The following is a 22,882-nucleotide window of genomic DNA, read 5'->3' as shown; positions in this document are numbered from 1 at the left end:
TGTTGGAGCCGCCGGCCCCGGACTCTATTTAGCCCATCGCCATGGCCACGTGCAGGCCATCCGCGATCATGCATAACGGATTTGCAGCTTCGCCGGTCCTTTCGACCTCAGGCGCTGCGCGCCAGCACGCTGGGCTGGTCGTCGCGCAGCCATTCGGCGATCCGGGGCCATGCGTGGGCGTGCGTCCTCGCACCCATGAACAGGCCGAGATGGTTGCTCGGTTCGGATGCCGCGGCAACGAGGGCCGACGGCGTGCCGAGAAGGCTGGCCGTCGCAAGCGCCTGCGTGGCCGGCACGACGTCGTCGTCGAGCCCGGCCAGCAGGAAGACCGGCGCCTTGACATCTTTCAGGTCGATCACGCGGCCGAGCGCCGTGAAATTGCCGGAGGCGATGCGGTTCTCCCGGAAGATCCAGTTGACGATCTGGAGATAGTAGGTGCCGGGCAGATTGAGCGTCTCGGCGTTCCAGCGGTCGAATCGCGCGAGCAGGGCCGCGCCCTCCTCGTCCGACAGGTCTCTCTGCAGCGCCACGGCGATGTCATCGGGGTCAGGCGCCTTCGACCAGACATGCAGCATCTCGTCGCCGCTGACATTGCCGCCGCCGCGCGCGACGAGCTGATCGTAGACCATCTCGGGCGCGCTGCGGGCAAGTTGCGACAGCCGCGACTCGACCGAGAGATCGACGGGTGCCCCGACCAGAACCAGCCGCCGCACCTTGGCCGGAAACCGCGCCGCATAGAGCAGTGACAGCCAGCCGCCCTGGCACAGGCCGACCAGATCGACGGGAGCGCCGATCTCGTCGACGGCGACATTGAGATCGCCGAGATAGCTGTCGATCGAGAGATGACGCATCTCGGGCGAGGCCGAGCGCCAATCCGTGAGATAGATCCGATCGATGCCGCCACGTTGCAGCGACTGCACCACGCTGTGGCCGGGTGCGAAATCGGCGATCTGCGCCCGATGCAGCGCATAGGGCGCGCAGACTAGCGCCGGCTGACCGGTTCGCGTCCGCGAGCAATCGCGCAGACGCATGGTGGCCAGTTCGAGGGCCACGCTGGCGGGCGTGGTCCAGGGGAGTTCGCCCTCGCCCTGCTCTATGGAGCCGCGTTCCAGCCACCAGAAGCAGGCGTCCATGGCAAGCCGTGCCGCTGCAAACGGCCACAACAAGGGGGCCTCGGCCGCATGCCCCGTTTCACCTGGCGGCTTTCCGGTCTTCTCCGCCATCATGACCGCATCATCCTCATAGGAATGCCTCCAGGCTGACGGCGGAAATGTCGAGCTCCCTGAAGCTGCGATGGGTCGCCGCGACCGAGCCGTCGAGGTCGATCCCACGACAGGCGTCCTCGATCACGGCAACCTTGAAGCCCGCCTTGCGCGCATCCTCTGCGGAAAAGCGGACGCAAAAATCGAGCGCGAGGCCGGCGACGAAAACGGTGTTCAATTCGCGTTCGCGCAGATAACCCAGCAGGCCTGTCGGCGTTCTCTTGTCATTCTCGAAAAGCGCCGAGTAGGAATCGATACCGCGACGAAACCCTTTGCGCACCACAAGGCTCGCCCGCCTGACGTCCAGATCCCCGTGGAATTCGGCCCCGGCCGTGCCCTGGACGCAATGGGTCGGCCAGAGCACCTGGGTGACGTAACCGAGCTCGATGGTCTGGAACGGCTGCTTGCCTGCATGGTTCGACGCGAATGAGACGTGGTCGCCCGGATGCCAGTCCTGCGTCAGCACCACATTGGCGAATTTTTGGGCGATCCGGTTGATCGCGGGGACGACCTTCTCGCCGCCGGGAACGGCAAGCGCCCCACCTGTGCAAAAATCGTTCTGCACGTCGATTACCAGCAGCACGTCGCGGTCGGATATCTTCATTGCAAGGTCCATGTCATCCGCGCGGCGCACCCGCCGCAGGCCGCTCTTGCCAGTGTCGATCTTCCGGCGCCGCTTCGCAACTGCCGCGATCCAGGCCGGCCAATCCCTCTATGCAACGCTTTGGACTGGTCCGTGTTGACTAGCCGCACCCAAGGACGGATTCTCCGATGCCCGTATCGTACGGATCGGGGCGAAGGAGTGGAGGATAAGGGTTCCCGTGACTGCGTGGCCACGGTGACCCATTGGTCATGAATATCGGCAAGACAGGAAACATTCTTCTCGCCGATATCGGCGGCACCAATGCGCGGTTCGCCCTGAGCAATGGCGAGCAGATCGGGCGCATCGACTATGTCAAGGTCGCCGATCATCCGACGGTCCGAGAAGCCATCGCCGACGTGCTGCGGCGGGCCGACAGCGAGAAGCCGGTGCGGGCCGTGCTGGCTGTGGCTGGTCCCGTCACTAACAACCGCTGCGTCATGACCAACAGCCCATGGGTGATCGACGGGAACGAGCTCCAGCCGGCGCTCGGCTTCGACAGCGTCCACGTGCTCAATGATTTCGAGGTGGTGGCCTGGTCTCTGCCCGCCTTGCAGCCGGCCGACCTGATCCCGCTCGGCGGCCAGGACGGCATGCAAGGAGAACCGCTGCTCGTCGTCGGGCCGGGGACCGGTTTTGGCGTCTCCTGCCTGGTCGAGCGCCATGGCTCCCGGCTCGCCGTCGTCACGGAGGCCGGTCACGCGACCCTTCCGGCGGAGAACGAACGCGAGGAGCGCGTGATCGCATCGATGCGCCGGCGCTTCGGCCACGTCTCCATCGAGCGCGGCGCCCTCTCCGGCTCCGGGCTGCAATCGCTCTACGAAGCGCTGGCCGAAGTCGATGAAGCCCAGGTGCCGCAACGCGATGCGGCGGGTATCACCAAGGCGGCGCTGGACGGGAGTTGCGAACTCAGCCGCGCGACGCTGGAGATGTTTTGCGCCATCCTCGGCTCGGTCGCCGGCAATCTCGCAGTAACCTTCGGTGCCAGAGGCGGCGTCTACATCGCCGGCGGGATCGTGCCGCGCTTTCCGGAATTCCTCGCCGCCTCCGCGTTTCGCGCGCGGTTCGAGGCCAAGGGACGCTTCCAGGATTATCTGCGCAACATTCCGACGCGTCTCGTCACCAAGCCGGACGCGAGCTTCGTCGGCCTGAAGATGTTTGCCGACCACATTGCGGATTGAGCGCCTTCCGCCCCTCGCAGCACCCGGCCGGCGAATTCACCGTGATCGCGGCCAATCCGCGGTTCCATGAACAATCGCGCTTGCCCGCCGGCCTGCAATGGGAAACAATTCGCGCGTGTGTGGCGTGAGTACGGGGGCGTGACATGCGTAAGCAGGATGTGGGCTTCGATTATCACCGCTATCACCGGCTATTGACCGAGGCGGACGACGACGACAAGCGCATGGCGCTGATCGAGCTCTTGATCGAGGAAAAGGCCCGGGACCGGCTGGCTGCCCAGCGTGCCTCGGACCGCGCGGCCATGACCGCCCACACCATCGCGACGGTGCTGCGAGCCGGCCGCAACTAAGACTTGCAGAATCTCTCGCTCGGCGCCGCCAATCGGCTATCGATTGCGGTTCCGTTAAGGATCCCTGGCAATCCTGTGTCAAACTTTTTGCACTAAGAGTTCCCCTCACCTGATGCAATTCAGGATCAACACAAAGGGGGGAATGAACATGAGCACGATTTCGCTCGCCGAAATGCCGGCGGCCGTCCGCACCAAGTCGGGCGACTATTCTTTCAAAGCCATTGTCATCTTCTGCAGCATGGGGCTTCTCGCCTCGATCAGCCTGATGGCGCACGGCATCGATCTCAGCGCCGGCCTGATGTAAGACACGGACCGATCTTTCGTCCCAAATGGCCGCCCCTTTTCGGGCGGCCATTTTCGTTGATGTCAGTGCGGCACCTTGGCGGCCGCATCGGGAAACAGCGAGTCGATCATGGTCTTGAGCTGGTCGAGCGCGATCGGCTTGCGCAGGATCGGCCGTCGACGGAGCAAGGACGGCAGCAATTCCGGCCCGTAGCCGGTCGCGAACAGGAACGGCTTGCCGCGTCGCTCGATCAGATCGGCGACGGGATCGACGTAAACACCCATCAGATTGATGTCGAGGATCGCGAAATCGTACTGCGCCGTCATCGCGAAGGCACTCGCATCGCGCACATTGTCCGCTTCTGCAACGACATGGTGGCCCAGCTCCTCCACCATCTCGGCGATCATCATCCGGATCAACGCCTCGTCTTCGACCAGGAAAACGGAGAGTCCGTCCGCCATTTCAACCTCGCAGCCACCTTGCGAAGCTAAGCATACCCGATTGCAGAAAGCATTCACGAATTCGTGGCAGGCGCCGTTAATTTCAGCGCGCACAATCCGATCCAACTTGATCAATCCAGGCCGCGCTCATGGCTGAGGCGAACCATCTCCTGGATGAACACCTCCTTCTGCTTGTCGTCGAGGCTCGAATACAACGGTTCGGCGGCATCGGCGACATTGCGCTGGTCTGCGGCGCGATCGATCAGGAACTGCGCCTCGTTGCGCATCTGCTCGATGATGTCGTCGGGGGGATCGCGCTTGGCGCGCGCAATACGCAGGTTGAGCCGCTCCGCGCCGTTATGCCCGAGGTAGTGCATCGCGCTGGAGAAGCCGAACCAGTGCTTCTCCTGCTCCGGCGTCAAGTTGAGCTCGGTCTTGATGCGTTCGATATAGGAATCGCTGTTGGCGACGATCTGCTCGGCGGTCAGCTGGGGCGCGCCGGTCTGGGTCAGGACCGTGACGTCCTTGTTGTCCTTGTTGTCCTTGTTGTCCTGCGGAGCGTTCTTGGCTTCCTTGGTCGCCTTGCCAGCCTTGCCGCCTTTCGCGCTCTTGGCATCTTTGTCCTTGGCGCCGGGCTGCTTGGAGTCCTTGGACGCGTCCTTGTTCGCATCCTTCGGAGCCGGCGCCTGATTGCCGTTGTTATTGTTGACGCCCAGCACGCCGGTGAAGACGCCGACCACGCCGCCAATGGCGCCGCCGAGGACGCCCCCAACGGGACCTGCCGCCTTGTTGCCGGCTGCGGCCCCGTCCTGGACGCCCTTGACCAAACCTTGTGCATTGGCAACGGCAGCCGCACCGATCAGCAAGGTCAGGACGGAACCGAGCGCGAGCCATCGTCGCAGGCCAAGCCGCGCAGGCGGCGCCGGGTTGATCATTTGGGTCTCCATGTCGATTTGCCTGCTCCTTATGAAACGGCAGGCCTCCTGCCGGTTGCAACTCTACCGTTTTCGCCACGCGGAGGTCTAGGCGCGGACAATCTCTGTCCCCGTCTGGAAGACCATTCCTTGAAAGGTCTTGGCCCCGACGCTGTTATGCAGGCTTATCAGGAACTGCGGCGTAATTGCGCACCGACCACTAGCGCACGATTCACCCGATGTGTGCGTCGCAAAAAGCGGCGGTGGCGGGCGGTCGACGCGTGCCGCGGCCTTGCCGGACACAACGTTAGTACTAGAGCGCGGAGCGTCCGGCTTTCTCGACAGACGCAATCAATCATGATCTGATCGCGCTACCAATTCTTCCCGCGTCTGTCCGTGACTTGCGGATGGCGCCAATAAGAAACTCCAATAACGAAATGAGAGACTCGAAAGAGTCAGAGGAAACGACAGAACAATAAAACACACCAAGGCGAGGAAACGAGATGTCACGCAAGAGACTGACGCGACGTCAATTTGTGGCTGCCACTGCAATGTCCTCCGCGGCGCTGATCACGGCGCCCTATGTCCGGGGAGCTTACGCCGCCGGCAAACTCTCGATCGGCTTCTGGGACCATTGGGTGCCAGGCGCCAACCAGGCTTCGACCGATCTCGTCAACGAATGGGCGGCGAAGGAGAAGGTCGAGGTTTCCATCGACTACATCACCAGCAACAACAAGAAGATCGAATTGACGGCGGCGGCCGAAGCGCAGGCCAAGTCCGGTCACGACATTCTTCAGATGCCGAGCTGGTGGCCGCATGCCTATTCGGAGAATCTCGAGCCGCTCAACGACGTGATGGAGCCGCTCATCAAGCAGAATGGCGAGGTGAACGGCACCGTTAAATATCTCGCGCAATCGGGCGGCAAATGGCTCGCGGTGCCCGCCACGCCGGGCAGCCAGATCAAAGGCCCCTGCTCGCGCATCGACCTGATGAAGAAGTACGCCAATATCGACGTGCAGGAAATGTATCCGGCCGGCGGCCCGCCCAAGGCTGACAACTGGACCATGGATACCTTCCTCAAGGCTGCGGAAGCCTGCCAGAAGGGCGGCTTCCCGTTCGGCATCGGCCTCGGCGAAACCACCGACAGCGTCGATACCGCCGGCGCGATCTTCCAGGCGTTCGGCGCCGAACTCGTCAATGCCAAGGGCGACATCACGGTCAAGACCGACCAGGTCCGCCAGGCCATGGAGTACTACAAGAAGCTGATCGCGTTCCTGCCCGCCGACGCGCCGTCCTGGGACGACGCCTCGAACAACAAATGGCTGATCTCCGGGCGCGGCGCGCTGATCATGAACCCGCCGAGCGCCTGGGCTGTCGCCAAGCGCGATGCACCGCAGGTGGCGGAGCAGTGCTGGACCCACGGCTTCCCGGCCGGCCCGAAGGGACGTTTCGCGCCTTTCCTGCCGTACTTCTGGGGCGTCTGGAGCTTCGGCAAGAACAAGGAAGCGGCCAAGAGCCTGCTGGTTCATTTGTCCTCGCCGGCAGCGATCGAGAAGTTCGTCTCGGTGAGCGGCGGCTATGACCTGCCGGCCTATGCGAACCTGACGAAGCTGAAGACGTGGGCCGAGGAAGGCCCGCCGAAGGGGACGCTCTTCCACTATCCGGACCCCTACCACCAGCAGACGCTGTCGATCGCAGCATCACCGGCGCCGCCGAAGATCGCACAGCAGATCTACTTCCAGGCAACGCTGACCAAGATGGGATTGCGATTTGCCCGCGGTGAAACCCTGGAACAGGCGCTCGCCTGGGCCGAGGGCGAGTGCGAAGGCTTCATGCGGAGCTGAACGGCGAACGAGCGTGGCTTGCGCGACCCGCGCAGGCCCGCCCCAACCGCTGCACTCTCCTCCTCATGACGGCGAAGCCGATTCTGAAGGACCGGCTCCGCCGTTCGACCGTTGACCAGGAATGATCCAAGGAAGCTGATATGGCCGATGTCGTCGTTGAGCGAGGTCGCGTCGCCCGTGCGACGGGCGCGCGGAAGGGATCGAGCCTGCGCAATGCGCTCGGGCGCAAATCGACGGTCGCGTTTTTCCTGACGCTGCCGCTGATCCTGCTGATCGTGTTGCTCGTGCTCTATCCCGCCTTTTATTCGCTCTATCTGGCGACATTGAACAAGGCCATGACGAAATTCGTGGGCCTCGGCAACTTCACCTTCCTGTTCAAGCGCGAGACGTTCTGGATGGTGGTGAAGCAGTCCTGCATCTTCGCCATCACCGCCGTGATCTTCAAGGCGTTGATCGGCTTCATCGTCGCGCATTTCGTCCACAACATTCCGGGCAAGAAGCAGCGCAAATGGCGCGGCATGCTGCTGGTGCCCTGGGTGATTCCGCCGGCGATGAGCACGCTGGCCTGGCTTTGGCTGTTCGACCCCTCCTACAGCGCCTTCAACTACACCCTCTCCTTCTTCGGTGTCGGTCCGATCCCCTGGCTCGGCGAAACCTTCTGGGCGCGCTTCTCCGTCATCCTGGTCAATGTCTGGTATGGCGCGCCGTTCTTCCTGATCATGTATCTCGCCGCACTGAAATCCGTGCCCGACCAGCTCTATGAGGCTGCGGCGATCGACGGCGCCAATTGGTGGCAGAAGATCTGGTACGTCACGCTGCCGATGATGCGCAACATCATCGCCATCACGACGCTGTTCTCGCTGATCGTGACCTTCGCCAATTTCGACATCGTGCGCATTCTGACCTCCGGTGGCCCACTGGATACGACCCATCTGTTCGCGACCTGGGCATTCCAGGTCGGCATCCAGAGCAGCGACATCCCCCTCGGCGCCTGCGTCTCGCTGTTCATGGTGCCGATCCTCGCCGTCGCAGCGATCTTCATCCTGCGCGATGTCTCCAAACGCGGGAACGAAGCCTGATGAGCACGATGGCAATCGACAAGGCCGGGCCTACCCGCAAGCTCGGCAGCATGAGCCGCGACCGCGCCTGGGCGCTGCGCTGGTCCTATTTCTTCCTGGTGCTGTTTGCGATCTTCTTCCTGACACCGCCGGTCTACATGCTGATCACCTCGCTGAAGAGCAGCGCGGAGATTTCGGCGGCGACCAATCCGTGGTGGGTGTTTCATCCCACCCTGTCGAACTATGTCGAGCTCCTGAGCTCGAACCAGTTCCTGCGCTTCTTCTGGAACTCGTCGATCATCTCCATCGCGGTGGTGATCGTCACGATGATCATCAGCATCCCCGCGGCGTTCGCGCTGGCGCGGATGAAGTTCTGGGGCTCGGCGACGCTCGCCACCGGCGTCTTCCTCACCTATCTGATCCCGGATAGCCTTCTGTTCATTCCACTGTTCAAGATGCTCGGGGTCATGCAGGACCTGACCGGCATCACGCTGCTGAACCGCTGGTATGTGCTGGTGTTCATCTATCCGACGCTGACGGTGCCGTTCTGCACCTGGATCATGATCGGCTATTTCGCATCGATCCCGAAGGAGCTCGACGAGGCCGCGATCATCGACGGCGCGTCCTGGCTGCAGACCCTGCTGCGGATCTTCATCCCCGTCGCGCTGCCCGGGCTGATCGCCGCGACGATCTTCGCCTTCACCGTCTCGTGGGCCCAGTTCCTCTATCCCCTGGTGTTCACGACCTCGATCGACCAGCTCGTGCTGCCGGTCGGCATCACCACGACGCTGATCAAGGGCGATGTCTTCAACTGGGGCCAGATCATGACCGGCGCGCTGCTCGGCGCGGCGCCACCGCTGATCATCTACGCCTTCCTGATGGACTACTACATTGCCGGCCTGACCGCCGGCGCGACGAAGGGTTGAAATCGAGAGGTTCAAGTTCAATGGCGGACGTTTCTCTGCGCAAGGTGATCAAGCGGTATGACGATGTCGAAGCGGTGCGCGGCATCGACCTTGATATCGCCGACCATGAATTCATCGTCTTGGTCGGCCCCTCCGGCTGCGGCAAGTCGACCACGCTGCGCATGATCGCCGGCCTCGAGGACATCAGCGACGGCGACATCATGATCGGCGGCGACGTCGTCAACGACGTGCCGCCGAAGGACCGCGACATCGCGATGGTGTTCCAGAACTACGCGCTGTATCCGCACATGACGGTCGCCGAGAACATGTCGTTCGGGCTGCGGCTGAAGCACTATCCCAAGGCCGAGATCAAGGCGCGGGTGACCGAAGCGGCGCGCCTGCTCGACATCACCGATCTGATCGATCGCAAGCCGAAGCAGCTCTCCGGCGGGCAGCGCCAGCGCGTGGCGATGGGACGCGCGATCGTGCGCAACCCGAAGGTCTTCCTGTTCGACGAACCGCTGTCCAATCTCGACGCCAAGCTGCGCGTGCAGATGCGGATCGAGATCAAGAAAGTGCACCAGAAGGTGCGCACCACGACCGTCTACGTCACCCACGACCAGGTCGAGGCGATGACGCTGGCCGATCGCGTCGTGGTCATGAACAAGGGCCGCATCGAGCAGATCGGCACGCCGAACGAGCTCTATCACAAGCCGGCGACGCGCTTTGTCGCGGGCTTCATCGGTTCGCCCGCGATGAACTTCATTCCGTGCCGGCTCGAGGATGCCGCCGGCACGCTGCAGGTCCGCCTGACCGACCGCATTGCCTTTGCGCTGCCGCCGGCCCGCGCCGCCCGCTACAACGCGCTGCCGCGCACCGACAGGCTCCTGCTCGGCATCCGCCCCGAGCATCTCACCGAGTCGCACGCGCATCTGGATCCCGGTGTCGAGACCTTCGATACCGTGCTCGACGTCACCGAGCCGATGGGGATGGAGACGCTGGTCTATTTCGGGCTCGACGGCACGCCGGTGTGCGGCCGCGTCAATCCCAACGCCGGCGCCAAGGACGGAGCACCCATGCGTTTGGCGATGGACCTCAACAATATGCACCTGCTAAACGAGGAGACCGGCGTCGTGCTGTGACGCCGGCCGAAGAATGCGAGCAGGCGGGGAGCGATGACGACCAACAAGAAGAAGATTTTCGTTACACAAACTTTGTCGCAAGGGGCACGCGCTCTCCTCACCCAGCGGGACGATATCGAGCTCGTCGAGTTTCCGAACCTGATCTCCGCCAAGGACTTCGAAGCCCTGCTGAAGAGCCATGCGCCTGTTCATGGCGTCGCGCTCGGCGCTACCGCCTTCGGCGAGACCGAACTCGAGGCGGCCCGCGACATGAAGGTGGTGACGCGGATCGGCGTCGGCTACGACGCCGTCGACGTGCCCGCCCTGTCCCGCCGCAAGGTGCCGCTGATCTGTCTCTTATACACATCTGACGCTGCCGACGAAGATGTGTATAAGAGACAGACGGCAAGACCGTGCTGATCATCGGTTTCGGCCGCATCGGCACGCGCACCGCCAAGCGGTGCCTCGCAATGGAAATGAACGTGCAGGTCTACGATCCCTACAAGCCTGCGGCGGAGATCAAGGCCGCCGGCTGCGAGCCGGTCCCTGACCTCGACGCCGCGCTCCCCAACGCCGATTTCGTCACCATCCATTGCCCGAAGACGCCCGAGACCATCGGCCTGTTCGACGCTGACAGGATCGACCGGATGAAGCCGAAATCCTATCTCATCAACACCGCGCGCGGCGGCATCGTGAAGGAAGCCGCACTGTACGACGCGCTCGTCTCAGGCAAGCTCGCCGGCGCGGGCATCGACGTGTTCGAGGTTGAGCCGCCACCGGTCAGCAACGCGCTGTTCGCGCTGCCCAACGTCATCATGGCCCCGCACGTCGCCGGTGTGACCGTTGAGGCTGTCAGCCGCATGAGCGAGCAGACCGCGCGCAATATCCTGAGCGTGCTGGACGGCGATCCCATCAGGCAGAACATCATCAATCAGGACGTTCTGGGCTGAGGACAATCCGAAGGCGGCTAATCTATCCGCCTTCGGACGGCCAGAATGCGTCCCATTTTGGTGCAGATCGGGCCCCAACTCAGCCTTAATCAAACCCGCGTAATGTACCCGGCCGCGGCGGCAGTGGGACAGACTTTGCCGGCCGCGTCGAGCTGGAGGATGGACCTTGTCAGAGATCGACCCGACCGACCACGCGCTGGCGACCATCGCCAGCATTTTGGAGCACCCCGAGCCCGCTCTCGTCGTCCGCGACAGCGAGACGGAAACGGCGGCTGCCGATGATCATGTGGTCGCAGACGAGCATCATGCCTCCCACGAGCATCCCGTGGTCGAGGAGCAGCCGCTGGTGCCTGAGCACACCGATGCTGATGGCTACAGCAAGGTCGGCCCAGGGCCGATGGTGGCGATCCGCCTGAAATGGACGGTCCATCGCGGCGATGACGGCCAGTATTACGTGCACGAGACCATCGGCGAGCAGTCCGCGCCCGTGGTCAGCGGCCCGATGACCAGCGAGGCCGCCGTACGCTTCGTCGACGAACACGAGGATGAAGCACATCGGCGCTTCGAGCTGCTGCGCAGCGAGATCGCCGGCCGCAGCTCGCTCGCCGACTACGAGCGCAAAGGCGAAGCGTAACACACGCGAGAGGCCTCCGTTCACCTCTCCCCGTCGGGGAGAGGTAAGACACCCAGCCCTTACTTCCTGCCCAAAAAGTCCTTCTTCGCGAGCTCGACGCCGGCGTGCCGCAACAGGTCGTAGGCCGTCGTGACGTGAAAGAAGAACTGCGGGACGCTGTTGGTGAGCAGCAGCGTCCGTCCGGTGAAGGGCAGCTCGGTCCCGTTCTTCAGCCTGAAGAAGACCTTCAGCTCCGCGGCCGCATCGATCTCGGCGCGCGGCAGACTCTCGATGAATTCGATCGACGTCGCAATGCGCGCCTGAAGCCCGGCCATGTCGTGCTCCAGCGGCGGCAGCGCGACCGGCTCACCCTGCGCCAGCAAGGCCGGCGCGACGGTGGCGTGGCGGCAGGCCTCGCCGACCTGCTGCGCCAGATCGTACATGTTCGGCGCCAGCCGCATCCCAAGCAAGACAGCCGGATTGAACTTGCGCGTCTCGGCATACGCAACGCCCTTGTCGAGGAGGACGGACAGGTTGCGCAGGTAAGGCACGAACAGGCCGACCGAGGCCTCGTACATCGAAATCGTCACGCCAATATTCCTTTCAATTCCGCCTCGCCAGACACCGGCATCTGGTCTAAATCGACCTCGCGGGCTGCACAATGACAGCTTGGGCATGGGTGGAAAAGAGATGACCGTTCGAATGACTGTTCGAATTCTGGCGGCTTTGGCCGTGACGTTGCTGGCGAACCTCTCAGCTTACGCGCAGCCGGCTCCCTCGCGCCTCGACGAGATCATCAAGCGCGGCACGTTGCGCGTCGGCATGACCGGCGACTACAAGCCCTTCACCTATCTGGACAAAACCACACAGCAGTTCTCCGGCTTCGATGTCGACATGGCGGAGGCGCTGGGCAAGGCGCTCGGCGTCAAGGTCGAATTCGTTCCGACCGCCTGGCCGAAGCTGATGAAGGATTTCGAGGCCGATCAGTTCGACATCGCCATGGGCGGCGTCTCCGTGACCCTCGATCGGCAGAAGAAGGGCTTCTTCTCGACGCCGATCATGCGCGAGGGCAAGACCCCGATCGCGCGCTGCGCCGACACGGCCAAATACCAGACGCTTGCCGACATCGACAAGAAAGGCACCCGCGTCATCGTCAATCCCGGCGGGACCAATGAGCGTTTTGCGCGCGCCAACGTCAAGGACGCCGACATTACGGTCTTTCCCGACAACACCCAGATATTCGACCAGATCGTCAAGGGCAATGCCGATCTGATGATGACGGATGCCTCCGAGACGCGTTACCAGCAGAAGCAGCATGCCGGCGTGCTCTGCGCAGTCCATCCCGACAAGCCGTTCGACTTCTCCGAGAAGGCCTATTGGCTCCAGCGCGATATGGCGCTGAAGGCCTTTGTCGACCAGTGGCTGCACATCTCCATGGAGGACGGCAGCTACAAGAAGATCTATGCCGCCTGGTTCGACTAGCATGCGGCTGATGATCGCGTTCGTGGCCGCGCTCGCGCTGGCCGCGCCTGGCACCGCATCCGGCCAGACGCCGTTCACACCGGCGAAAGGTCCGGCGTGCAAGGACCAATCCAAGGAGTTCGTCGGGGCGTGGACCTGCCCCGGCCCGGCCGGCTACGTCGTACACTTCTTCGACGAGGGCAACGTCGTCTCGCTGACGATCGCGCCCAGGCGCTCGATCGACAAGCTGCAGGAGCCGACCGCGCAATGGCGCGGCGCCGGCAAGGTGTTCGGCGACAAGGTCCAGTGGATCATGCGCGCGGGTGTGCCCAAGGCCGCCGTGATCCGCACCTGGAGCCGGGTCGGTGACGACGAGCGGGAAGTCCAGGAGCTCTCGGTGTTCGCGATCAATGGCGAGAAGGCCTGCCTGTTCGGCGCGGTCGAGGTCCACACCGACAAGGCCAACGACGTTGCGCTGGCTCGCGCCGAGCAGGCCGCGGATTCCCGCTGTCCGGAGAAATAGCTCCCGGTCGCGGCGGCCGGTCGCATCGGGCCGTCAACTCCGGACCGCGTTCGGCGTTATTGAACCCGAAACCGCCGCAGGGCGACTCATACCGTGACCGTGATCTGGATCACTTTTCGCGGTTGGACCGGGGCGTAACCCTCGGCGCGGGACCACCTGTTCGGGAGATGCAAATGAGGAAGCTGTTGGCCACGGCCACATTCCTTTTGGCGAGCACCGCCGCGCAAGCGCAGTACACGTTCGAGTATGGCGGCCGCACCATCCGGATCGATCCCGATCGTGGCACCGTGTCCATTCCCGGCGTCTACGACAACACCGGCCAGGGCAAGACCAAGAAAGCCAAGAAGAACGACACCAAGCCGGACCAGCAGCCCCCACAGCAAGCCAAGGTCGATCCACAGACGCCGGCCGCGCCCGCTCCACCGCCAGCGGCCGCCGCAGTCGAGCCGGCCCCGGCGCCTGTGGCCGCGGTGCCGGTCCCCGCTCCACCGGCTCCGCCTCCCGCGACCGCAGTCAATCCTGCGCCTGCCGACGCCGCAGCACTCGTTCCGCCCCCGCCCCCTGCTCCGGTCGAACAACAGACCACTCCCGCCGCGCCGTCACCACAGGCGCCAGCTGCGGCTGCCGCACCGCCAGCACCACCTCCGCCCGCGCCCCCTCCCGTTCAGGCCGCTGCCGTCGCGCCGCCGCCACCCGCCGTTACGGCTACGCGTGATCTCAACTCGCCGCTCGGCGTCTGGCTCACCGAGGAGAAGGAAGGCAAGGTCCGCATCGAGCAATGCGGCACCAACCTCTGCGGCTATTCGGTCGACAGCAAGACGAACCAGAACGGCGAGCAGGTCCTGATCAACATGAAGCCCGGCAGGGATCAGAAATGGTCAGGCCGCATCCTCGATCCCAACAGCGGCTCGACCTACGATTCGACGATCTCGCTGAAGGGCACGGACCGACTGCGCGTGCAGGGCTGCGCTTTCGGCGGCATGTTCTGCGGCGGCCAGACCTGGACCCGTGTGAACTGATCAACCGCGACGTGGCGAGACACGCCAAGGGCCCGCGATCCGGGCCCTTTGCTTGCGCGCAATATTGATGCGATGTGCGCCAGCTCACACGGAGCTTTGCGCGCGTGACAGCGCTCACATCGCCGCTTCCGCGCCCGTGACACGATCCCTGCACGGTCAACCCAAGGGGCGTGTCATGAACGGAATTCGCAAAGGTCTCTTCGCCACCATCGTCGCCATCGCCTTCCCTCTCGGGCAAGCGGATGCGGCCGGCTCCGCCTTCGACGGCACCTGGAATGTGCGCATCTCGTCGTCGAGCGAGACCTGCGGCAACGGCGCAACCGTCGCGATCGGCATCAGCAACGGTCAGATCGCCTCGAGCAGCGCAGCCGTGACGGCGTCAGGTAAGGTCGCCGACGCCGGCAGCATCAACGTCACCTTGGGCGCGGGCATCAAGCACGCGGTCGGATCCGGCCGGCTGAGCGGCACCTCAGGCTCCGGCACATGGCGCGGGGCCATGTGCTCGGGCACGTGGACGGCGGAGCGGATGTAACCGGCCGCCGTTAGCCGAGCGGCGCCGAATACTCCGCGTCCGTGACTGGCTCAAGCCAGGTCGAGAACACGCCGTCGAGCGCTTCCTGCATGGCGATGTGGCACATGCTGTTACCAGGCGTGGCGCCATGCCAGTGCACTTCCCCCGGCGGGATCCAGACGGTGTCGCCGGGGCGGATTTCCTTGACCGGGCCACCCTTGGTCTGGACGCGGCCCACGCCCGAAATCACGTACAGCGTCTGTCCGAGTGGATGATGGTGCCAATTCGTACGGGCGCCGGGCTCGAACGACACCCGTGAGACATTCAGCCGCGCCGGCGCGGGCGCCATGTTGATGGGGTCCTGCAGCACGGTGCCGGTGAAGTGTTCCTTGGGCGCACGGCGGGTCGGCCGCGCACCTGCGAGCGTGATATCCATGGGATCCTCGTTTCCTGTTACTTCTTGCTGGCGGCGTAGCGCGCCTTGGTTTCGGCGTTCATGGGATAGAGGCCCGGCAGCACAGCGCCGTTGTTTACCTCGTTGACGATCCAGGCTTCCATCCGCTCCTGCTCGACGCCCTCGTTGAGGACGTGATCGAGCATGGCCTGCGGAATCAGCACGCAGCCATCCTGGTCGGCGACCACGATGTCGTTCGGAAACACCGCAACGCCGCCGCAACCGATCGGCTCGCCCCAGCCGACGAATGTGAGGCCTGCAACCGACGGCGGCGCGGCGTAGCCGTCGCACCAGACCGGCAGGTTGGTGCCAAGCACGCCCTCGACGTCACGCACCACGCCATCGGTGACGAGCGCGGTCACGCCGCGCTTGACCATGCGGGCGCAGAGGATGTCGCCGAAGATACCTGCGTCGGTAATGCCCATGGCGTCGACCACGGCGATGCAGCCCTCCCGCATCGCCTCGATCGCGGTGCGGGTCGAGATCGGTGACGACCAGGATTCCGGCGTCGCCAGATCCTCGCGCGCCGGCACGAAGCGCAGCGTGAAGGCAGGTCCCACCAGGCGCGGCAGGCCCGGGCGCAACGGACGTGCGCCGCGCATCCACACATTGCGCAGGCCCTTTTTCAGCAGGACCGTGGTGATGGTGGCGGTGGTGATGCCGGCGAGGGTCTTGCGGGCTTCGGGGGACAGCGACATGGACGAGAACGAGCTCCGAGGTGCAGGAAAGAACGCGCGCATCTTGCGAGCCGCAGCCCTTGCGTCAAGGGCCAAAGCCCTGACGGGAACGCGACCCTGCCGGGCTGTTATGCGACACGATAACAAGGCTTTATCGGATGCCCTTGCATTAATTTATTGGACTTGCGGGCGCATTTACGCGAAGCAGGGGTAACGCGGAACTGAAAGGCCGCGCCCGCGCTTTTCCAAAGGCCCGATTACGACAACTCATGGCCGAGACGCTCCCCCCGCCCCGCCTTCTGCCCAGTGGCGACAGCGCCGTCACGGTCGAGTTCAGCCGCACGATCGACGACGCCGCCAACGAGCGCGTGCTCGCGCTCGACAAGGCCCTTGCAGCTGCGTCCATCGAGGGCATCTCGGAGACGATTCCGACCTATCGCTCGCTGCTGGTGCATTACGATCCCGGCAGGATCGGCTTTGACGCGCTCGGCGAAAAGCTGCTTGCGATCGCCGGTCAGAAGCTGCCGCCAACCACGAAAGCGCGGCGCTGGCGGATTCCCGTCGCCTATGGCGGCGAGCACGGCATCGACCTCGAGGACGTCGCCAAAGCGCTGAACACCACGCCCGACGACATCGTCGCCCGTCACGTCGGCGGCGACTATCGCGTCGCCATGATCGGGTTCACGCCGGGCTGGTCCTATCTCAGCGGCCTCGATAAATCGCTGCACATGTCGCGGCGGCAGAGCCCGCGATTGTTCACGCCCGCTGGCACGATCTCGATCGGCGGCATCCAGGCCGGCATCCAGTGCCTCGCCGCGCCGAGCGGCTGGCACCTGCTCGGCCGCACGCCGGTGCGCACCTATCAGCTCCACCGTAATCCGACCTTCCTCACCGAACCCGGTGATCGCGTGACGTTTTTTCCAATCGACCACAAGACGTTCGAGGAACTGGATCGCGCCGCCGAAGCCGGCGAGATCATCGCCGACCGGGTCGACGCATGAGCCGGCTCGTCGTCACCAGCATTGGACCTGCCAGCTCCGTCCAGGACGGTGGACGCCACGGCGCGCAACGCTATGGCCTGACGGTCAGTGGCGCCATGGACCGGCTGGCGCTCGCGGCCGCGAACACGCTGGTCGGCAATGATCCGTCCGCAGCCGCCGTCGAGATCGGCCCGTTCGGCGCGACCTTCACCGCCAGGGATGGCGCCGTGCGCGTTGCGATTGCAGGCGCGCCGCGCAATGTCGACGTGGCCGGAAAACCGGTTGCGTTGGACACGTCCGTAACGCTGAAGAACGGCGAGACGCTGACGCTGGGGTTTGCCCGCGGCGGTGCGTTCACGTACCTGGCCATCGAAGGCGCGATCAAGGGCGAGCCGGTGTTCGGCAGCCTCGCGGTCAATGCCCGCGCCGGTCTTGGCAGCCCCTACCCGCGCCCGCTGCAGGCCGGCGACGAGTTCACGGTCGATGCCGCGAGCGGCGCGCCGGAACTGCGCATCGAATTGCCGAAGCCGGTGAGCGGCCCGATCCGCGTCGTGCTGGGGCCACAGGACGACGAATTCGACGACGCCAACAAGGCGCTGTTCCTGGGCAGCGACTGGAAGATCTCGGCGACATCGGACCGCATGGGCTACCGGCTCGAAGGTCCCGCGATCCAGCATCTGCACGGCCACAACATCGTCTCCGACGGAACCGTCAACGGCAGCATCCAGGTGCCCGGCAACGGCGCGCCGATCGTGCTGATGATGGACCGCGGCACCTCAGGCGGTTATCCCAAAATCGCGACCGTGATCACGGCCGATGTCGGCCGCCTCGCCCAGACCTCGGCGGGCACGGCGTTCCGCTTCAAGGCCGTCACCATGGCCGAGGCGCAGGATGAGGCACGCAAGTTCGCACAGCTGATCAAAAGCTTGCCCGATCGCCTGCGCTCGTCGGACACGGTCGCGCTCAACATCGAGGCGCTCAGCGACGCCAACGTTGCGGGCTACGCGGTGAGTGCCATGGATGCCGGGACCTGGCAGGTCACGGCGGAGCCGTAAGGACGAGGCCAAAGGCGGAGAGCAACCATGAAGACGATCGATCTCAATTGCGACCTCGGCGAAGGTTTTGGCGCTTGGGAGATGGGCAACGACGCCGCCATGATCGAGCTCGCAAGCTCGGTCAACGTCGCCTGCGGCTTCCATGCCGGCGACCCCGACATCATGCGGCGGACGGTTGAGCTTGCGAAGGCACGCGGCGTCTCCGTCGGCGCGCATCCTGGATATCGCGACCTGCACGGCTTCGGCCGGCATCCGATCGCGGGGCTGAAGGCGTCCGAGATCGAGAACCTCGTCGCCTACCAGATCGGCGCGCTGCAGGCGATCGCGACGGCCGCCGGCCACAAGGTGACGCATGTGAAGGCGCATGGCGCGCTCTCCAACGTCGCCTGCGAGGACGACATGACCGCGAAGGCGATCGCTGCCGGCATCAAAGCGGTCGATCCCAGCCTGATCTTCGTCGTGCTGGCCAATTCGAAACTGGTCAAGGCCGGTGAAGAAGCAAACCTGCCGATGGTGCATGAGGTGTTCGCCGATCGCGCCTATGAGGACGACGGCAATCTGGTGTCGCGCAAGAAACCGGGCGCGGTGCTGCACGATGCCAAGGCGATCGCCGAGCGCGTGGTGCGCATGGTGCAGGACGGCGCGGTGGTCTCGGTGACCGGCAAGGTGATCAAGATGCGGACGGACACCGTGTGCATCCACGGCGACACGCAGGGCGCGGTCGAGATCGCGCGGACCTTGCGTCAGGCCCTGAAGGATGCGGGCATCGAGGTCGCGCCGTTCAAGCGCGGGGCGTGATCAGAACGAGTGCGCCGAGAGCGTGCCGAACACGAGCACGGCGATCAGCGCACATGCGCCGTAGATCCTGATGTGATGTGCGCTCGCTTTGGCTCTGCGGGACAGTGATCGCGCATAGAGATGGAGTCTGGCTTCCGCCGACAATTCCCGGATGGTCGATTTCCAAGGCACCATGCGCCGAGTATGAACGATCGGACGCGACGGCTGTAAGACCATCGCGCAAATAGCGACGAAAGCGCGATTGCGCGCTACTTCGCAGCAGAAAATTCTCCGGACCGGCCGGTTCCAAAAATCCTATTCGTTAAAGTTCATGGCAAATGGAACCGGGTCGAGTTCCCACCAGCCGAAACGTGAAAACAACCCATGCACAGTAGAGGACCGTCGCCGGCACGGTGCGCCGCGTCGGCGATTCATGGAGGTCGCCCTGAAGCTTAGTAGACGTCAGCCTGGAAGCGGCCCTTCTTCTTGAGGTCGGCGACGAAGCTGACGGCCTCGTCGGTCGAGCGCGCGCCGAACTGGGCGACGATGTCGACCAGCGCCCGCTCGACGTCCTTGGCCATGCGCTTGGCATCGCCGCAGATGTAGAGATGCGCGCCTTCCGCAAGCCACGTCCACACTTCGCGGCCGAGCTCGCGCATGCGGTCCTGCACGTAGAACTTCTTCTCGCCGTCCCGCGACCAGGCCAGCGACAGGCGCGTCAGAAGCCCCGACGTCTTCATCGCGTTGAGCTCGTCGCGATAGAAGAAATCGCAATCGCTGCGCTGATGGCCGAAGAACAGCCAGTTCTTGCCTTGCGCCCCGGTCGCCTTGCGGTCGAGCAGAAAGGCGCGGAACGGCGCAATGCCGGTGCCGGGGCCGATCATGATGATCGGCGTCTTCGGATCCCGCGGCAGGCCGAAACCGTGCGCCTTCTGCACATAGACCTTGAGCTTGTCGCCTTCGTTGATGCGCTCGCCGAGGAAGGTCGAGGCGACGCCGAGGCGCTTGCGCTTGCCGATGACGTAGCGGACGGAATCGACCGTCAGCGACAGCTTGCCGGGCGTCGCATTGTGCGACGAGGAGATCGAGTAGAGCCGCGGCTGCAGTGGCTCGAGCGCCTCGACAAAGGCTTCCGGATGCGGCCGCGTTCCCGAAAACTTCTGCAGCGCGGCCATCACGTCCAGCGTCGCGGCATCGCCGTCGGGATCCTCGCCCTGCGCAAGTGCCCTCGCCTTTTCGCGCTGGGCGCCGCCGGTGATGAAGGAGAGCAGCTCGAACAGCTTGTCCGGCGCCGGCGACAGCGAGACGTCCTCGACCAGCGCCTCGCGCAGCGTCTTGTTGTTGACTTTGGTGGTGTGGGAAGCGCCGAGCAGCGCGATGATCTGGTCGACGAGGCCAAGGTCGTTGCGCGCGAACACGCCGAAGCTGTCGCCGACAACGTAGTCGAGCTTGTTCTCGGAGAGATCGAACTCGACGTGATAGGTCTCCTTCTCCGAGCCGGGCTTGTTGAGCAGACGCCGCGACAGGAAGGTCGCCTCTGCCGGATTTTCGCGCGCGCGGCCGAGTTCGGCCTTCACCTCAGGCGCGGCCGGGGCGCTCGCGGCCGGAGCGGCTGCTCCCCCGGCAGGCTTCGCGGCCGGCACCTTGTCGATCTCCTCGAACAGCTGCTTGAGCATCCGCGCCGTCTCCTTGCCGCCGGGGGCGCAGAGGTTCAAGCGCGCTTCGCTCTTGTTGGCGATCGAATCCGAATAGTCGGCGCAATTGTAGCCGCACTGGCCGCAATCCTGCTGCGCCATCGCCGCCATCATGCGGCGGCGGAGCGGCCGCCCCTCGGCGAGCTTCATGCGGTCGGCGATCGGCATCGCCGGATCGTGCCATGGCGCCTCGCCATCGTCGCCGTCGCCTTGCGGCGAGAGCACGGCGCCGTTCTCCGCCGGCGACAGTGGCGTCGAGCCGTCGAGGCCGAGCATGCCGACGAGAAACCCGTTCAGCCACAGCCGTTGTCCCTCGCTGAAGGGAGCGTTCGGCGGGATGATCTCGAGCTTCGGTGGGACGGGCATCTGGGTCATGCTGTGACTTCCGCTTCGGCGAGTTTGCGTAAGGCTTCACCGTCATGGCGACGGGAGAAGGTCAGGAACGTTTCTTCAGGCGAGGCGCGGTTGGCGAGATAGGCCTTGAGCAGACCTTCGACCGTCTTCGGCACATCCTCGGCCCTCACGTCGTGGAACACTTCCTGCCCGATATCGGCATCGGGGCCGAAGCCGCCGCCGGTGAAGAGATGATAGCCCTCGACCTGGTCGTCCTCGCTCGCACCCGGCACCTTGGCCGCGATCAGGCCGATGTCGGAGATGTAGTGCTGCGCGCAGGAATGGTGGCAGCCGGTCAGATGGATGTTGAGCGGCGTGTCGAGATTGACGCGCGCGTCGCACCAGTCGCCGATCGCGGCGGCATGACGCTTGGTGTCGGACGCAGCGAACTTGCAGCCGGCATTGCCGGTGCAGGCAATCAGGCCGGCCCGAACGTTCGAAACTTCGGTGGCCAGCCCGAGCTTCTCGACCGCAGCGGTGACGAGCGCGACGTTCTCGTCGCGCACGCCCGAGATCAAGAGGTTCTGCCAGACCGTCAGGCGGATATCGCCGTCGCCGAGATCCTGCGCAATCTTGGCCAGCCCACGCATCTGCTCGCAGGTGAGCTTGCCGACCGGCAGCGCCACGCCGACCCAGTTGAGGCCGGCCTGCTTCTGCCTGTGCACGCCGATATGGGCCATGCGGTCGGACAGCGGGCGCGGCGCCAGCGCCTCGGCCGGTACACGCGCGAACGGCTTCTTGAGGCGCTCCTCGACCAGCTTGAGGAAGCCGTCGTGGCCCATGGTGTCGAGCACGTATTTCAGCCGCGCCTTGTTGCGGTTGGTGCGGTCGCCATGCTCGATGAAGACGCGCACGATGGCATCGGCGACAGCGGTCGCGTCCTCGGGGCGAACGACGATGCCCGAATATTTCGCAAAGTCCTTGTGCCCGGTGATGCCGCCGAGACCGAGCTTGAACCAGACACCCGGCTCGACGCCGAAACCGTCCTTCACCTCGACCGCGGTGAAGGCGATATCGTTGGTCTCCTCAAGCGCTGCGATCTTGCCGGCGCCGTCGAAGGCAACGTTGAACTTGCGCGGCAGGCCGAACAGCGAGCGGTCGTTGAGGATGTGGTAGTGCCATTCGCGCGCATAGGGGCGCGTGTCGAGCAACTCCTGCGGATCGACGCCGGCGGTCGGCGTGCCCGTGACGTTTCGGATGTTGTCGGCACCGGCGCCGCGCGAGCAGAGGCCGATGTCCTGGACGGCTTCGATCAGCTTGACCGCGTTCTTCGGCTCGATCTCGCGGATCTGGAAGTTGGCGCGGGTGGTGACATGGGTGTAGCCGCCGCCACAGCTTTCGGCGATGTCGGCAAGGCCCGACATCTGCCAGTGCTTCAGGATGCCGTTGGGAATGCGCAGGCGCGCCATGTAGGAGGTCTGCGCCGGCGCCACCCAGAAGATGCCGTAATAGCGCCAGCGGAAATTGTCCGCCGGCGTCGGATTGGCGTTGTTGCGCGCCTGGTCCTTCAGCCGCTCATAGGCATCGAACGGATGCATCTCGCGCTTGAACTTCTCCTGGTCGGCGAGCTTCTTGCCCGCCGCAACGAGCTTGTCCTGCGCCTTGATCGCCGCCGCATCCGGACCTGACGGTTCCGCGGGAGCGCCTACGGCAGCCGCGCCGCCGGCCGCGAAAGCGCGCCCGACACGCCCGACCTGCATGCCGGACATGAAGCCTTCGAGATAGCGCTTCTGCTCGTCGGAGAAATCGGCCGTGGGTGCTGTATCGAGTTTCATGGACT

24 protein-coding genes and 1 pseudogene are annotated in these 22,882 nt (G+C 64.5%); 16 read left to right on the top strand and 9 right to left on the bottom strand.

All coding sequences use genetic code 11. The features are described 5' to 3' along the window. Positions 1–107: 107 nt before the first annotated feature. Positions 108–1,223: an alpha/beta fold hydrolase gene (locus tag IF809_RS10800; protein ID WP_462837578.1), complete on the bottom strand. Its 1,116-nt coding sequence runs from the start codon at positions 1,221–1,223 to the stop codon at positions 108–110. Positions 1,224–1,239: 16 nt separating this feature from the next. Continuing rightward, entirely contained in the window at positions 1,240–1,878 is a 639-nt protein-coding gene (gene pncA / locus IF809_RS10795; RefSeq protein ID WP_462837567.1) for a bifunctional nicotinamidase/pyrazinamidase, read from the bottom strand. A 236-nt stretch (positions 1,879–2,114) separates the two neighbouring features. Between pncA and glk the strand changes: the two genes are divergently transcribed. From glk to IF809_RS10780, 3 genes are all read left to right on the top strand, one after another. Next, positions 2,115–3,083, top strand: a complete 969-nt coding sequence (gene glk, locus IF809_RS10790; protein ID WP_128966277.1) for a glucokinase — start codon at positions 2,115–2,117, stop codon at positions 3,081–3,083. A 143-nt stretch (positions 3,084–3,226) separates the two neighbouring features. Continuing rightward, positions 3,227–3,430 (top strand): hypothetical protein, encoded by a 204-nt coding sequence (locus IF809_RS10785; protein ID WP_128966278.1) that lies wholly within the window; start codon positions 3,227–3,229, stop codon positions 3,428–3,430. A 148-nt stretch (positions 3,431–3,578) separates the two neighbouring features. After that, on the top strand, positions 3,579–3,734 hold the full coding sequence (locus tag IF809_RS10780; protein ID WP_453978878.1) for a hypothetical protein: 156 nt from the start codon (positions 3,579–3,581) through the stop codon (positions 3,732–3,734). Positions 3,735–3,796: 62 nt separating this feature from the next. Here the strand turns inward: IF809_RS10780 and IF809_RS10775 are convergent, their stop codons facing one another. Together IF809_RS10775 and IF809_RS10770 are read right to left on the bottom strand one after the other, a co-directional pair. Then, positions 3,797–4,174, bottom strand: coding sequence for a response regulator (locus tag IF809_RS10775; RefSeq protein WP_128966279.1), 378 nt, complete (start codon positions 4,172–4,174; stop codon positions 3,797–3,799). 110 nt (positions 4,175–4,284) lie between these two features. After that, positions 4,285–5,088: a Spy/CpxP family protein refolding chaperone gene (locus tag IF809_RS10770; RefSeq protein WP_462837566.1), complete on the bottom strand. Its 804-nt coding sequence runs from the start codon at positions 5,086–5,088 to the stop codon at positions 4,285–4,287. A 482-nt stretch (positions 5,089–5,570) separates the two neighbouring features. Here IF809_RS10770 and IF809_RS10765 point away from each other — a divergent pair, with 482 nt between their 5' ends. From IF809_RS10765 to IF809_RS10740, 6 genes and pseudogenes are all read left to right on the top strand, one after another. Further along, the gene (locus IF809_RS10765; protein ID WP_128966281.1) at positions 5,571–6,911 is read left to right on the top strand and encodes an ABC transporter substrate-binding protein; all 1,341 of its coding nucleotides are present in this window, start codon (positions 5,571–5,573) and stop codon (positions 6,909–6,911) included. A gap of 140 nt (positions 6,912–7,051) precedes the next feature. After that, on the top strand, positions 7,052–7,990 hold the full coding sequence (locus tag IF809_RS10760; RefSeq protein ID WP_453978876.1) for a carbohydrate ABC transporter permease: 939 nt from the start codon (positions 7,052–7,054) through the stop codon (positions 7,988–7,990). Next, positions 7,990–8,895 carry a carbohydrate ABC transporter permease gene (locus tag IF809_RS10755; protein WP_128966283.1) on the top strand — a complete coding sequence of 302 codons (906 nt, stop codon included), beginning with the start codon at positions 7,990–7,992 and terminating at the stop codon, positions 8,893–8,895. The genes IF809_RS10760 and IF809_RS10755 overlap by 1 nt, the downstream gene beginning before the upstream one ends. 20 nt (positions 8,896–8,915) lie before the next feature. Next, positions 8,916–10,016 (top strand): ABC transporter ATP-binding protein, encoded by a 1,101-nt coding sequence (locus tag IF809_RS10750; protein ID WP_453978875.1) that lies wholly within the window; start codon positions 8,916–8,918, stop codon positions 10,014–10,016. Positions 10,017–10,049: 33 nt separating this feature from the next. Continuing rightward, positions 10,050–10,945: pseudogene (locus IF809_RS10745) on the top strand (NAD(P)-dependent oxidoreductase). A gap of 166 nt (positions 10,946–11,111) precedes the next feature. After that, a complete protein-coding gene (locus IF809_RS10740; RefSeq protein ID WP_453978873.1) occupies positions 11,112–11,579 on the top strand; it encodes a hypothetical protein in 468 nt (155 codons plus the stop codon). A 59-nt stretch (positions 11,580–11,638) separates the two neighbouring features. Here the strand turns inward: IF809_RS10740 and IF809_RS10735 are convergent, their stop codons facing one another. Next, complete coding sequence (locus tag IF809_RS10735) at positions 11,639–12,136, bottom strand: DUF1993 domain-containing protein (RefSeq protein ID WP_453983659.1); 498 nt, start codon at positions 12,134–12,136, stop codon at positions 11,639–11,641. 124 nt (positions 12,137–12,260) lie between these two features. Here IF809_RS10735 and IF809_RS10730 point away from each other — a divergent pair, with 124 nt between their 5' ends. The 4 genes from IF809_RS10730 (at position 12,261) to IF809_RS10715 (ending at position 15,093) form a co-directional block, all read left to right on the top strand. Next, entirely contained in the window at positions 12,261–13,040 is a 780-nt protein-coding gene (locus IF809_RS10730) for a transporter substrate-binding domain-containing protein (RefSeq protein WP_462837565.1), read from the top strand. Between the two features lie 10 nt (positions 13,041–13,050). Beyond that, entirely contained in the window at positions 13,051–13,542 is a 492-nt protein-coding gene (locus IF809_RS10725; protein ID WP_453978871.1) for a hypothetical protein, read from the top strand. A gap of 173 nt (positions 13,543–13,715) precedes the next feature. Next, entirely contained in the window at positions 13,716–14,561 is an 846-nt protein-coding gene (locus IF809_RS10720) for a DUF2147 domain-containing protein (protein ID WP_453978870.1), read from the top strand. Positions 14,562–14,736: 175 nt separating this feature from the next. Beyond that, complete coding sequence (locus IF809_RS10715) at positions 14,737–15,093, top strand: hypothetical protein (protein ID WP_462837564.1); 357 nt, start codon at positions 14,737–14,739, stop codon at positions 15,091–15,093. 10 nt (positions 15,094–15,103) lie between these two features. Here IF809_RS10715 and IF809_RS10710 read toward each other — a convergent pair whose 3' ends face one another. Continuing rightward, positions 15,104–15,508: a (R)-mandelonitrile lyase gene (locus IF809_RS10710; RefSeq protein WP_128966290.1), complete on the bottom strand. Its 405-nt coding sequence runs from the start codon at positions 15,506–15,508 to the stop codon at positions 15,104–15,106. Positions 15,509–15,525: 17 nt separating this feature from the next. Next, positions 15,526–16,224, bottom strand: coding sequence for a ribonuclease activity regulator RraA (locus tag IF809_RS10705; protein WP_462837563.1), 699 nt, complete (start codon positions 16,222–16,224; stop codon positions 15,526–15,528). Positions 16,225–16,472: 248 nt separating this feature from the next. Here IF809_RS10705 and pxpB point away from each other — a divergent pair, with 248 nt between their 5' ends. The 3 genes from pxpB to IF809_RS10690 are packed head-to-tail and all read left to right on the top strand — an operon-like array spanning position 16,473 to position 19,036. After that, entirely contained in the window at positions 16,473–17,204 is a 732-nt protein-coding gene (pxpB, locus tag IF809_RS10700; RefSeq protein WP_462837562.1) for a 5-oxoprolinase subunit PxpB, read from the top strand. Continuing rightward, positions 17,201–18,238 carry a 5-oxoprolinase subunit C family protein gene (locus tag IF809_RS10695; RefSeq protein WP_462837561.1) on the top strand — a complete coding sequence of 346 codons (1,038 nt, stop codon included), beginning with the start codon at positions 17,201–17,203 and terminating at the stop codon, positions 18,236–18,238. Before pxpB ends, IF809_RS10695 begins: the two co-directional genes overlap by 4 nt. A 27-nt stretch (positions 18,239–18,265) precedes the next feature. Beyond that, complete coding sequence (locus IF809_RS10690; protein ID WP_462837560.1) at positions 18,266–19,036, top strand: LamB/YcsF family protein; 771 nt, start codon at positions 18,266–18,268, stop codon at positions 19,034–19,036. A 431-nt stretch (positions 19,037–19,467) separates the two neighbouring features. On the opposite strand, the gene IF809_RS10685 is transcribed toward IF809_RS10690, so the two are convergent. Together IF809_RS10685 and IF809_RS10680 are read right to left on the bottom strand one after the other, a co-directional pair. After that, positions 19,468–21,084 carry a sulfite reductase subunit alpha gene (locus IF809_RS10685; RefSeq protein ID WP_462837559.1) on the bottom strand — a complete coding sequence of 539 codons (1,617 nt, stop codon included), beginning with the start codon at positions 21,082–21,084 and terminating at the stop codon, positions 19,468–19,470. Further along, positions 21,081–22,877: a NirA family protein gene (locus tag IF809_RS10680; RefSeq protein WP_462837558.1), complete on the bottom strand. Its 1,797-nt coding sequence runs from the start codon at positions 22,875–22,877 to the stop codon at positions 21,081–21,083. The genes IF809_RS10685 and IF809_RS10680 overlap by 4 nt, the downstream gene beginning before the upstream one ends. Between the last annotated feature and the right edge of the window lie 5 nt (positions 22,878–22,882).

The sequence above is a fragment of the Bradyrhizobium sp. UFLA06-24 genome (genome assembly GCF_054967145.1).
The sequence above is the reverse complement of the archived record's forward strand: the minus strand, read 5'-3'. Positions and strand labels throughout refer to the sequence as shown.